General features: G+C 34.8%; 14 protein-coding genes. 2 read left to right on the top strand and 12 right to left on the bottom strand.

The features are described from left to right. Window positions 1-31: 31 nt before the first annotated feature. A complete protein-coding gene (gene rpoZ / locus ACMAZI_RS00375) occupies window positions 32-244 on the bottom strand; it encodes a DNA-directed RNA polymerase subunit omega (protein WP_021267614.1) in 213 nt (70 codons plus the stop codon). A gap of 419 nt (window positions 245-663) precedes the next feature. Between rpoZ and ACMAZI_RS00370 the strand changes: the two genes are divergently transcribed. Continuing rightward, on the top strand, window positions 664-909 hold the full coding sequence (locus tag ACMAZI_RS00370) for a hypothetical protein (protein ID WP_120404052.1): 246 nt from the start codon (window positions 664-666) through the stop codon (window positions 907-909). Here ACMAZI_RS00370 and ACMAZI_RS00365 read toward each other — a convergent pair. The 5 genes from ACMAZI_RS00365 to ACMAZI_RS00345 form a co-directional block, all read right to left on the bottom strand. Next, a complete protein-coding gene (locus ACMAZI_RS00365) occupies window positions 906-1,304 on the bottom strand; it encodes a hypothetical protein (RefSeq protein ID WP_114706156.1) in 399 nt (132 codons plus the stop codon). The genes ACMAZI_RS00370 and ACMAZI_RS00365 overlap by 4 nt on opposite strands. A gap of 145 nt (window positions 1,305-1,449) precedes the next feature. Then, complete coding sequence (locus ACMAZI_RS00360; protein ID WP_334677727.1) at window positions 1,450-3,171, bottom strand: ABC transporter substrate-binding protein; 1,722 nt, start codon at window positions 3,169-3,171, stop codon at window positions 1,450-1,452. Beyond that, window positions 3,149-3,724, bottom strand: a complete 576-nt coding sequence (locus ACMAZI_RS00355) for a regulatory protein RecX (protein WP_334677725.1) — start codon at window positions 3,722-3,724, stop codon at window positions 3,149-3,151. Before ACMAZI_RS00355 ends, ACMAZI_RS00360 begins: the two co-directional genes overlap by 23 nt. A 69-nt stretch (window positions 3,725-3,793) precedes the next feature. Further along, complete coding sequence (gene recA / locus ACMAZI_RS00350) at window positions 3,794-4,906, bottom strand: recombinase RecA (protein WP_114706159.1); 1,113 nt, start codon at window positions 4,904-4,906, stop codon at window positions 3,794-3,796. A 179-nt stretch (window positions 4,907-5,085) separates the two neighbouring features. Further along, on the bottom strand, window positions 5,086-5,604 hold the full coding sequence (locus tag ACMAZI_RS00345; RefSeq protein WP_412474004.1) for a phosphatidylglycerophosphatase A: 519 nt from the start codon (window positions 5,602-5,604) through the stop codon (window positions 5,086-5,088). Window positions 5,605-5,648: 44 nt separating this feature from the next. On the opposite strand from ACMAZI_RS00345, the gene ACMAZI_RS00340 reads away from it, so the two are divergent. Then, on the top strand, window positions 5,649-6,878 hold the full coding sequence (locus tag ACMAZI_RS00340) for a TIGR04552 family protein (RefSeq protein WP_158536803.1): 1,230 nt from the start codon (window positions 5,649-5,651) through the stop codon (window positions 6,876-6,878). Here ACMAZI_RS00340 and ACMAZI_RS00335 read toward each other — a convergent pair. The 6 genes from ACMAZI_RS00335 to ACMAZI_RS00310 are packed head-to-tail and all read right to left on the bottom strand — an operon-like array spanning window position 6,864 to window position 11,549. Further along, complete coding sequence (locus tag ACMAZI_RS00335; protein WP_158536804.1) at window positions 6,864-7,736, bottom strand: alpha/beta fold hydrolase; 873 nt, start codon at window positions 7,734-7,736, stop codon at window positions 6,864-6,866. The two genes, ACMAZI_RS00340 and ACMAZI_RS00335, sit on opposite strands and share 15 nt — an antisense overlap. After that, the gene (locus ACMAZI_RS00330; protein WP_114706162.1) at window positions 7,729-8,166 is read right to left on the bottom strand and encodes a hypothetical protein; all 438 of its coding nucleotides are present in this window, start codon (window positions 8,164-8,166) and stop codon (window positions 7,729-7,731) included. Before ACMAZI_RS00330 ends, ACMAZI_RS00335 begins: the two co-directional genes overlap by 8 nt. Window positions 8,167-8,204: 38 nt before the next feature. Continuing rightward, the gene (locus tag ACMAZI_RS00325) at window positions 8,205-10,283 is read right to left on the bottom strand and encodes an ATP-dependent DNA helicase RecG (protein ID WP_158536805.1); all 2,079 of its coding nucleotides are present in this window, start codon (window positions 10,281-10,283) and stop codon (window positions 8,205-8,207) included. Then, window positions 10,270-10,746, bottom strand: a complete 477-nt coding sequence (gene greA, locus ACMAZI_RS00320; RefSeq protein ID WP_120404057.1) for a transcription elongation factor GreA — start codon at window positions 10,744-10,746, stop codon at window positions 10,270-10,272. The genes ACMAZI_RS00325 and greA overlap by 14 nt, the downstream gene beginning before the upstream one ends. An 11-nt stretch (window positions 10,747-10,757) precedes the next feature. After that, window positions 10,758-11,057, bottom strand: a complete 300-nt coding sequence (locus ACMAZI_RS00315; RefSeq protein ID WP_199506615.1) for a hypothetical protein — start codon at window positions 11,055-11,057, stop codon at window positions 10,758-10,760. After that, a complete protein-coding gene (locus ACMAZI_RS00310) occupies window positions 11,058-11,549 on the bottom strand; it encodes a hypothetical protein (protein ID WP_114706165.1) in 492 nt (163 codons plus the stop codon). Window positions 11,550-11,566 lie beyond the last annotated feature (17 nt).

The raw sequence follows: 11,566 nt of genomic DNA, 5'->3' as shown, positions 1-11,566 counted from the left end.
AGGCTTTTTTTTTATGAAATTTAAATATAAATTAAAATTCGTCTGAATCGTATTCACTTACTGGAGCATGCTTAACTTTTCCAGCTGCAATTTCTCTAAGTGCTGTTACAACATCTTTGTTTTTGCTCTTAACAAGTTGGTCTGCACCATCTCTTAATTGCTTAACACGCTTTGCTGCTAAGTGAACTAACTCGTAACGGTTCTCAACTTTTTCTAAACAGTCTTCAATTGTAATTCTTGCCATTTGTGCACTCCGAAAAATTAAATGTGACTTAAGTTATTTTTATAGGACAAAGTGCTGTTTTTGTCTAGATACTGGACGTAAATATTTAAAATATTTAAAGTATTATTACGATGCATTACGTGATTTCAGCGACTTATGTTGGTTGTGAAATATCGTCCTTTTGCATATCAATTGGGTATGAACAATCAAATATTTATATTTACAGAAAACATAAGAGTGAGACCATCTGCGTTGTTTTTCAAACAGAAATTCAATGGCGTGTGCTGTGGCCATAAATTGAAACGAATCGAGCTGAGTTTTAAAGATGAAAAAGTTAATTTGGCAATCGGCTATTATATTTTTAAGATTGTGGTGAATAGGATAGACTCTCATATACTTTATGGCGATATTGTCAGTTATAAGTTTTTTAAAGAGTAGATATGGATGAAAATACAGTTTTAGAACTTGCCCTTGAAGAAAGAAAGTTCTTACATGAGATATCAAATAAGTTAGCTGTTGCAGATGGAATGGCCGCAAAGGTTCTAAGGCTTATGGAATCTTCTAATGCAGATGAAGACTTAATCCGTCGTCAAAAGAAAGCTTTAAAGGCCATTAAAGATCAAATTGAATTGGTTAAAAAACGTCGTTTTATCCTTCATGAGAGATCAAACGTTAAAAGCATTTAATTCAGATTCACACTTACTTGGTCGCCAACCATAAATGAAGATATTTCAAGTATAGGGCGCTTCTCTTCGCTATTGAAATTCTTTGTAATTGCAATTGAAGTATCTCCATCATGATGGATGACTTCGAGTTGACCTACTTTCATTTTGTGACGATAGCGTCTTTCTTTATCATAAGGATCGTTGAGAATAATAATTCTGTAAACGTCTAAGAGAGTACCGTTTTTGATACCTTGTTTCTCTCCGATATTAACATAATAATTTTTTTGAATTTCAGACACATCGTTGGTCATTGGTAATTCGTGCTCAACAGAGTAGATCATATAATCATTGGCACAGACTTGGATTTGTAGAGTTAATCCAATGACGACAAGTATGAAATGAGCAAGAGTCTTCATAACTAATTATCCTTTGTTGTTGCAGTCATATACTTTTTTACAAGCATACTGATCTACTATTCGGAAATTAGAGGAAAAAAATGATAGTGAAGGGAAGGAGAAGGACCGGGGGAAATATATTCCCCCGGAATTATGTCGAACTTAATTATTTCAATCTTAAGTATTTAACTTTATTAACCACGAGATCATTATATCTGAAGTTATTTAGTCGGTTATGATAAACAATATAGTCTCTCGAGTAGTAGAGAAGTACCCATGGTAAGTCCTCGAGGACAATTTCTTCAACCTCGGCCATCAAGTGATACTTTTGATCATTGTCAGAGAGTACCTTTATTTTTTCAAACTTCTTATCAAACTCTTTATTTGAATAATTAGATACATTTGGCCCTGGTGCTTGGTTTTGTGTTGTTAGTAATTGAAGAACATTTTCACTATCTGGATAATCGAGAGTCCAACCATCAAGCCAAATTTGGAGTTTCCCCTCTTTGGCCTTTTTTAGAAAAGCAGGAAATGTATTGAGTTTGATTTCAATTTTTATCCCAATTGCTTCCAGATCTTGTTTCAATAATTCGGCCCTTTGTCTTTGAGTCGTTGAAGAGGCCCTCGTGTCGTAAACAAGTGTTGGAAGACCTTTTCCATTTGGATAGCCAGCTTTTTTTAAGTATTCTTTAGCTTTTTCAATATTGTAACTATAAGGAAGCTTACGAGATGGATCGTATCCTGGAATACCTGGAGGATAAATTGAGTTAGCTTTCAGTCCGATATTATTAGTAAATGTTTTAATATACTTTTCAATATTTACTGCATGAGCAATGGCCAAACGAAGATTCTTATTAGTTCCTACGATAGGGTCTTTCATATTGAAAGAAAACCACCAGTAAGTGAATGAAGAGAAGATGTCGAGTGTGATATCTTTATCTTTGTACTCTTCAGTTAGCTCTCCACTAGGTGATACTAGTGAATGATAGTTATCTTTTGGAACTCTTAGGAAGTCGAGATTACCAGACATAAATTGTAACCATCGAGTTTGTGCTTCTTTAATTATATGAAATTCAATTTTATCGATAAATGGAAGGCGTTTCCCGGCATCTTCTAATAATTCTTTACTGTGGGCGAAGCGATCACCTTTTCCAGGGTAGAATTCCTTATGGTAATTTTTGAATCGACTCATGAATAACTTTGAGCCGCGAAACCACTTATCTAATTTATAAGGGCCAGTACCAATAAGTTCATCAATAAAAGTTTCTTCTTTCATTGCTTCAGCTGGCATTGGCGAAGTAAAACTCATGGCCAATGCATTTAACATTTGTGGATATGGCTCTACTAATTTGATTTGAAGAGTGCGCTCATCCAATGCCTTCAATCCTTCAACATCTGTTGAGAGGAGTTTACTAAAATCACTTCCGACCTCTTCTCTAAATTTATTAAGGCCAACGACACGGCCATCAAATAACCACCAACCATTACTACGGTATGGCCTAAAGGCTAGTCGCTTAATCTGGTTAATAAAGTCTTCTGCTTTAACAAACCTTGGTTTTTTAAAAGCTGGATGATCGTGATACTGGATATTTTCTTTGATCTTTATTGTATAAGTGAGGCCATCTTCAGAAACTTGAGGCATATCTTCAGCAAGAAGAGGAACTAGCTTTAAGGGTTTTCTGAGATAGTGGTATTCATATAATTGTTCATAACCTTGATAAACCACTGACATTGAAACAGAGTCATATGCGTTTACTGGGTCAATTGTAGAGATAGATTCTGTAAGTGGGAATCTAAGTGTATTCTTATCAGTTTTTGAAACACGACATGATGTAAGAGTGAGTGTTACAAGTATTAGTAATGTACTAAATAGGGTAATCTTGCGCATTGCTTTCCTCGTTTTGGACATAATTTATTTCTGTTTTTATTTTGTCGTATGAATGCCCTTTTGACAAAAGAAAGCGTATCAGCTTTTGTTTAAAATTAAAATCTTCCAAGGCTTCAATGCCTTTAGATCGAATCTTTTTATGGATTAATTCTCGAAGCTGATTATTTTCTGTGTATCGATATTCTTCGAATATTTCCTCGATGATATGACCTTCTACGTTTAATCTTTCCGCTCTTAGCTTATTGATTATATTTCTCTTAGATTGACCTTTGTACATGAAGGTTTTGATACGGGTACGGATATATTGTTCTTCTTGTAGGTATTTGGCCTCTTCAAGGAAGTCGAGGAGTTCGTCTACATATGGAGTGTACTTTTTTTCGTATAATTTACGGGAAAGTTTAAAGCGGGAATAGTCTCTTTTTGAAAGTAACCAGATGCAGTAATGATAAGCTCTTTTAAATGAACGAGTTAAATCGGCCTTGCTTTCATCTTCTGCAAGAATATAATCTTCATTATTAAAGGGAAGCTTTTCGATGGTTTCTTTTAGAGTCATTTAAAAAGTTGCCCCTTAGGTCACTGTCTACAATTCTGTAGGATAGAAATCTAAGAGGCTATATTTTAATTATTGAACAACTTTTTTTGACTTAGACTTTGATTTAGTCTTTTTCTCTTCTACTGGAGTTTCTTCAATAATCTCACCAGTTGCTTCATCAACTACTGAGTTATCTTTAATCAGTCCATGTAGAACAAGAATTTTATTTTTAATTTCTTGAGCAATCTCTGGATTGTCGGCTAAGTACTGCTTCGAGTTCTCACGACCTTGACCAATTTTTGCATCATTGTAAGAGAACCATGCACCTGCTTTTCCAACGATATTATTCGCTACGGCCAGATCTAGTAGGTCACCCATTTGAGAAATACCTTGCCCGTACATAATATCGAATTCAACGATTTTAAATGGAGGTGCAACTTTATTTTTTACAACTTTTACTTTCGTTCTGTTACCAATAACCTCATCACCATTTTTGATAGCACCAGTTCTTCTGATATCTAGTCTTACTGAAGAGTAGAATTTAAGAGCGTTACCACCAGTTGTTGTTTCTGGGTTACCGAACATAACTCCGATCTTCATACGAAGCTGATTAATAAAGATTACTGTCGTATTTGAGCGATTAATTGATCCTGTTAGTTTTCTTAGTGCTTGAGACATTAGTCTAGCTTGAAGACCCATGTGTGAATCTCCCATATCTCCTTCAAGTTCTGCACGTGGAGTAAGGGCCGCAACAGAGTCAACAATTAGAAGATCAACTGCACCTGAGCGAACTAGCATATCTGTGATTTCTAATGCTTGCTCACCACTATCTGGTTGAGAGATTAATGTATTTGGAATATCAACACCTAGATTCTGAGCATATACTGTATCAAGTGCGTGTTCAGCATCAATGAATGCAACTGTTCCACCTTGCTTCTGTGCTTCAGCAGCAATATGTAGAGTAAGAGTTGTTTTACCTGATGACTCAGGTCCATAAATCTCAATGATACGTCCTTTAGGTACACCACCAACACCTAGTGCAAGGTCTAGTCCTAGACAGCTTGTAGGAATTGCAGGAACTTTCTCTGGTCCGTTTTCACTATCAAGTTTCATGATGGCACCTTTACCAAATTGCTTCTCAATAGTTGAAAGTGCTAGATCTAGTGCTTTTTGCTTGTTCTTGTCAGTTGATGTTGTCGCCATAAGCTCTCCGTGTTTTTGTATTTAGAATTATTTCTACCAAATTAATCTGCTATCAGCTAATGCAAAAGTTGCTTGTTTTAACTTTCTTTTAAGTTGATGAAATCAAAACAATTCCAAAAAGCTAATTCTAGTTTTTTACATTTTGCTTATTTATATTTTTAGCGTAAGTTTTGCGTAAGTCAAGCGTAAATTTCTAACAATTTGAAAGTAAGAATATAAAGAGCACCTGCCATTAGACCCGCTGCGGCATCGTCAAGAATAGTTCCTAGAGCGTCTTTACGATCATCGAAGACTCTAACTGGCCAAGGTTTCCAAATATCAAATATACGAAAGAAGATAAAAATAAATGCGTAACTTACAAAAGTTGGCTCAAGAATAAATAATGACGCAATCCAAATACCAATAACTTCATCAATAACAATCCATGATGGGTCAATGCAGTCATATTCTTTTTCAATTACTGATGTAATAAAGACGGCACCAATTGTAAGCAGTATAAGAAATGGAATAAAGAAAAAGAAAGGTGCATTTAATTTCCCAACAAAATATAATGGGATAATAGTTGCTAGGCTTCCTACTGTACCAGGTGCTTTTGGAGCGAGTCCAGTTCCAAAGAATGTAAGAAATACGATTCTAAGATCAGTTAGTGACTTAAATGTCAGTTTTTTTGTATTTTTTAGCTGATTTTCTGTATTCATGGCCTTATGGTAGCATTACTCAACACTTAGAGAAAAGAAACTTTATGAATCGACCAGATTATTTAAAAAATTATATTTTTGATTGGGATGTCTTCGACGTTGTCGTTGGTGGCCGTTCTGCTCTTGATTCAAATTTCTTTGTAGCGAAGCTAGATGATATTACTGAAGTTAATAAATTCTTAAAAGGTTATGGACTCGATCCTGATAATCCTGTCGCACGTGCTGAGTTATTTGGTAACTTTCAAGAGGCGATTCAATTTATAAAGCGTTACTTCCTAAAAGATGGCAGCCCTGACGGCCTAGATCTTGAAATTCCAACATCACTTTTTACAGTTACTGATATTAGTGGTCTCTTCTTAATGGCCACAGGTAATTCTGAACATACAGTTGAAGAACAGTTATGGGCAGAGATTGTTTTAAAAGTGATGCACACAATACTTCATGCTGACAAAGATTTACGTTCAAATTACTTCAACCAAATTCAAACACAAATCTTTGATAAGTTTTATCGCTACTTACATCGTGATAACGACAACAACCTTTACTTAAAGTCCGGTGAGATTTCGATCCCACTTGTAGACTTTGAAACTAAGTCAAAGAAATCTCGTGATAGTGTTATTATCAAGTTACTTCATAAAGCAGAAAATGTTGCAGAAGAACTTTTTGATAGAGTTGGTGTAAGACTTGTTACGAAGAATAAATTAGATATTATTAAGGTTCTTCAGTTTTTAATTAGAAATTACATCATTACACCACATAATATTAAGCCTTCTCGATCTCTAAATACTATTTTTGATATTAGTTTATTTAGATCAAAATATTCAAGCTTAGTAAAAATGGCCCTTAGGAATAATCTTTCAGAGGAGCGCTTTGTTTCTGCTGTAAATCGAGAAATTGATGAATGCAGCTTTGAAAATATTGAAAGTGAACATAATCTTCACTCATCTGCTAAGTATCGTTCAGTACAATTCACTTGTCGCCAATTGATCAAATACAAGAATCCTTTCCTTGCGGAGTTTTTTAAATTAAGAAAAATGGCCAAGGACGAAGACTCTGCAGTTGCTAAAGAACTATTAGGTTTAGACTTTTCATCTCTTTCTCGAGATGTACGTTTCTTTTATCCATTTGAAGTTCAGGTCGTAGATGAAGCATCTTATAAAATTAATTCAGAAGGGGAAGCATCTCATTCTGAATATAAGAAAGCTCAAAAAATCTATGCAATGAATCGAGTATTTAAAAAGCTTTTATTACATAAAGGCTTAATCCAAGAATAATTCTATTCTCTCATTTATAAATTCTGGGAAGTCTACTTGCGGCACATGGCTTCCATTTTTAATGATATATAATTCCGAATTAGCTAGGCCCTTGTGTAGAATTTGTTGAAGGTAATTTGGGATGACTTTATCTTTATCTCCGCCAATTATTAGGGCTGGAGTCTTAATTTGTTCAAGATCCTTAATAACTCTTTGTTCTCTCATTTCATCAAGTAATTGAAAGAATATATCTGGTGAAAGCTGCCCTAATTTCTTCATATAGTACTGAACGAAGTCGAGATTCGTTTTCTTTGTGTTAAATCCTCCGCGCCAAACCATAAATTTTGCGAGAGGATTGAGATATGCATTTTTCCAAATAAGTTTGAATTGGTTTTCCCATTTATCTTTAATCTCTTTAATATATGGCTCTGATATATCAACGAGATTTGAATCAAACATAACATCTTGTGGAGGAAAGATTGTTCCTGAAATTAAAATCATCTTTTTAACTTCTGTAGGGTACTTGAATGCATATTCAATTGTTACATTAACACCCATTGAGTGTCCGACATGGATTGTCGTTTCAATATTTAGATGATTAATCAATGTATTTAAGTCACTAATAATATTTTCGAATGTAATTGTTTCGATACCTTCTTTCGTCTCTGATTCGTAATGACCGCGATAATCATGCAATAGGATCTTATATCCTTTGTTGTGAAAGAAATCGATTTGATATTCAAAATGACGAATATTACAGACAAGGCCATAATTGAAGACTATGACATCTCGATATTTTTCTCCTTCGACTGGTTCAAAATTTGTCCAGTATTGAATCTTTGTACTTTCATCAATATTTAGAAATTTAGACTTATTCATCCAAGAGGTCATTGTCGTATTGTCCTGTTAACTTTATGTAGTGTTGTTCAAGTGCTTGTATCAACTTATACTTTTTTGGATCCTTGTGCTTAATATCTTCTAAGTATTGATAATAATCTTCGTGGTCATTATGTTTATTCTCATCAAAGTCGACTATTTTAAATTTTAGATTTTGAACTTCAATGATGTCATTCTTATTTAATTTAACAATGCCTTCAATACGTTTCTCATTTAATTTAAAAGGTTGCGCACAAACAAATGTAAGTGAGTTTGCCATATGTTTTATGACGCCAACGTAGAGATCTAGTGTAGTGTCTTCGATGGGAATATTATTATGAATTGAGCTTCCAATAAAAACACGTGGTAGATTCAATGTATAATGGCCAATTGATAGTAAGTCTTGGCTATCAAGGACTTGGATATGTATCATAAAAGTATTTTATCCTGTAACGTGAAAAAATGCGAAAATTAAATTGTAGTAAAGACTTTCTCGTCAACTTCAATTGAGTTAAGTACTCCATTGAACTCATCTGGATACTTCTTAATATCCTCAATTGCCTCATAGAGAATATCTTGATTGAGAACAATATTTGCTAATTTCTTTTGAGTGACCACTCCGGATTGTTCCTGTCCAAAGAGATCGCCCTCTCCTCGAATCTTTAAGTCTTCTTCAGCTATCTTAAAACCGTCGGTATACTTTTCAATGACTTGAAGTCTTTGCATACTTTCAGGTGATACTTCACGATCTGTAACAAGAAAGCAGAATCCTGGTTTATCTCCACGTCCGACTCTTCCCCTCATTTGGTGTAGGCTACTTAATCCGAAACGTTCTGGACTTAAGATTGCCATAATCGTTGAGTTGATAATATTAATTCCAACCTCAATAACAGATGTCGCAATTAAAATATCAATTTCATGCTTTTTAAACTTTGTTATGGCCTCTTCTTTTTCATCAGGTGACATTCGTCCATGTAGTGGAGTAATTCGAAAGTCTGGAAAATATTTTTTATAAAGTTCAAAAGTATGTTCTAGGTTTCTTATATCTTCATTTTCTGATTCTTCGATGGCCGGAACAACAACATAGACTTGTTCTTTCATTTCAAGTCTCGTTTTTACAAAGCTTAAATAATTTTTGAGGTTTTCATTTGTAACGATTCTTGTTTTTTGGCCTTTTCGACCTTTTGGCATTGTCTTAATGATTGAGATATCGAGGTCACCATATTTTGTGAGGCTCAATGATCTCGGGATAGGTGTTGCAGACATGATTATACAATGTGGATTTTCACCTTTTTTCATTAATTTAATACGTTGTTCAACACCGAATTTATGTTGTTCATCAATAATAGCTAATTCAAGATTCGCAAAGCTTACACTGTCTTGAAAGAGAGAGTGTGTACCAATAACAATATCAATATCGCCATCTGCTAGTTTTTGATTGATAACTTTTTTCTTACTGGCCTTTGTGCTTCCAACTAATAACTCAACATTAAACTCACTGCCTAGGATTTCTTCTATTTCACGAAAGTGTTGAAGAGCAAGGGTTTCAGTAGGACACATTAGTGCGACTTGGCCACCTGACTTTAAGATTAAAAATGCACTGGCCACCGCTACGGTCGTCTTACCACAACCTACATCCCCTTGGATGAGTCTCATCGAGGGCGTTGAATTCTTAAAGTCTACTATAATATCATTCAATGCTTTTGTTTGGTCTTCAGTAAACTGATACGGATAAAGGCTTTTCGCCTTTTCAATATCTTCTTTTGAAATATCGATGTATTCACGACTTAGCTGATCTCTTTTATTTTTTCTTAGTTTAATTTTCAATTGATCATAAATAAACTCTTCATAGATGATAGATCTTTTTGCGCGATCAAATTCTTCTTGGCTCCACTCGTTTGGAGGGACTCTTCCATGAAGATATTTAAAAGCCTGGCTACGAGAGAGTAGTCCTTTTTTATCTCGAATTGAGCTTGGAATAATTTCTGGTATTTTATCCCAGAAACCTTTTGGTATTTTATCAAATACTTTTTGAATATGGTGTGACTTTATACTGTCAATTGTCGGATATGTAATTCTAAGACCAGTTTCGGAATCAGACTTTCCAATATCAAATATTTCAGGATTAACGATTTGCAAACTTTCATTAAAAACTGAAACAACACCTAGGAATTCAAAATGTTTTAATGACTCGATTTTCTTTTGGATTGATTGATATGCATTAAACCATTTCAAGGTAATAAAGTTTTCACTGAGGTCATCTTTAACAGTTACAGTAATATTTAATAAAACAGCGCGACCTTTTCCACGTGCTTTAAAGTTTGGTCTGGCCTGTATTGAGACAACTTCACCACGACCTCGAAAGAAGTCACCGATATTGGCATATTGAAACTTAGCGAGGTCAGGTAATTTGACGATCCGCCTTGGCAGAAGCCAAAGCAAATCGTTTATTGTGGTAATATTTTTCTTATTAAGCGCTTCGAGTGTTTTAGTCGGCTTGCTATAGAGGTCGGCAATCTTGGTATAGAGTGAGTTATTACTTATACTCAATTGACTCCACCTCGTATTCGATATTTCCTTTTGGTGCACGAACTACGACTTCATCGCCTTCTTCTTTACCGATAAGGGCCTTACCAAGTGGACTGTTGTATGAGATTAGGCCTTTCTTCATATCTGATTCTGGCTCACCAACAATTTTATAAGTAACAGTTTCATCAGTATCAATATTTAGGATTGTTACTGTCGCACCAAATACAATTTTATCTGAATTTACATTACTTGGATCAATCACTTCGCTACTTGCAAGGATCCCTTGAAGTTGAGAGATACGACCTTCAACAACACCCTGCTTTTCTTTTGCTGCATGATATTCTGCATTTTCTTTAAGGTCTCCAAGTTCACGAGCTTCTGCAATTGTTGTTTTTAGCTCTTCTCTTTCAACCTTAATAAGTTGATCAAGTTCTGCTTGAATTGCATCGTATCCTTGTTTTGTAATTGGTTGTTGATTGGCCATTAGTTAATCCTTTATTTAAATAATGCATTTGCGGCAGCAAGGAGATCATCTTTTCCATCTCCGTTATCGCTACCACCTTTTAAAATGAAGTAGTCACAGAAGTTTGCTTTTTCTTTTTCTACAATACGGTCTGCGCTTGATTCACGACATTCATTATATGCTGATTTGTCATAGAACTTGCACATTTTACAACAATGTAGGCTTGCGTAGCAATACGGGCATTCTTCCTTAAGTGAGATTTTTTGTCCCGCTTCAAGTCCTGTTACTTTTTGACACGCATAGCAAGTTACTTCATTACTATTAGTTAACATTCAAAAGCTCCAGCTTTTCTCTATATATACGTCAGGTGAATTGATTTGATCATCTGACTTTAAATAAATTTTAGGCTCTTGTCTTTTATTGTATTCGTCTATACTGCGATACAGAAGCTCTTCATTACCAGTTTGAATGGTCTTTGATAAGAGATAGTTTAACATAAGTATGACAGTTCCAGAAGCAATGAGACTGCGCCTTGTGTTAGAACTTGGATTTGTTAAGAAAGCTGAAAGAATCAGTCCACTTCCAACAGTTCCCATAATCGCAGGGCGCCAAATATCCTCTTGTGCATCTTGATAGTCATTCAAGTAAGTTAGTGCAACTTTATCTTTTTCTAAGTGATATCTTAACCCTTCTCCCTTTAGAGAAGAGCTTGGGTCAATAAGAATTTCTTGTTGATTAATTACTGCAATGCGAGAGCAGGTCTCATCATTTGCTATTGAAGTCGTTGAAAAAAGTATAAATATAGTGAGTAGTATATGTTTCACGTAATATTTTTACCATT

Origin of the sequence: Halobacteriovorax sp. YZS-3-1 (assembly GCF_047084945.1) — a bacterium.
Lineage (GTDB): Bacteria > Bdellovibrionota > Bacteriovoracia > Bacteriovoracales > Bacteriovoracaceae > Halobacteriovorax_A > Halobacteriovorax_A vibrionivorans.
This window is presented reverse-complemented; position numbering and strand designations above follow the sequence as displayed.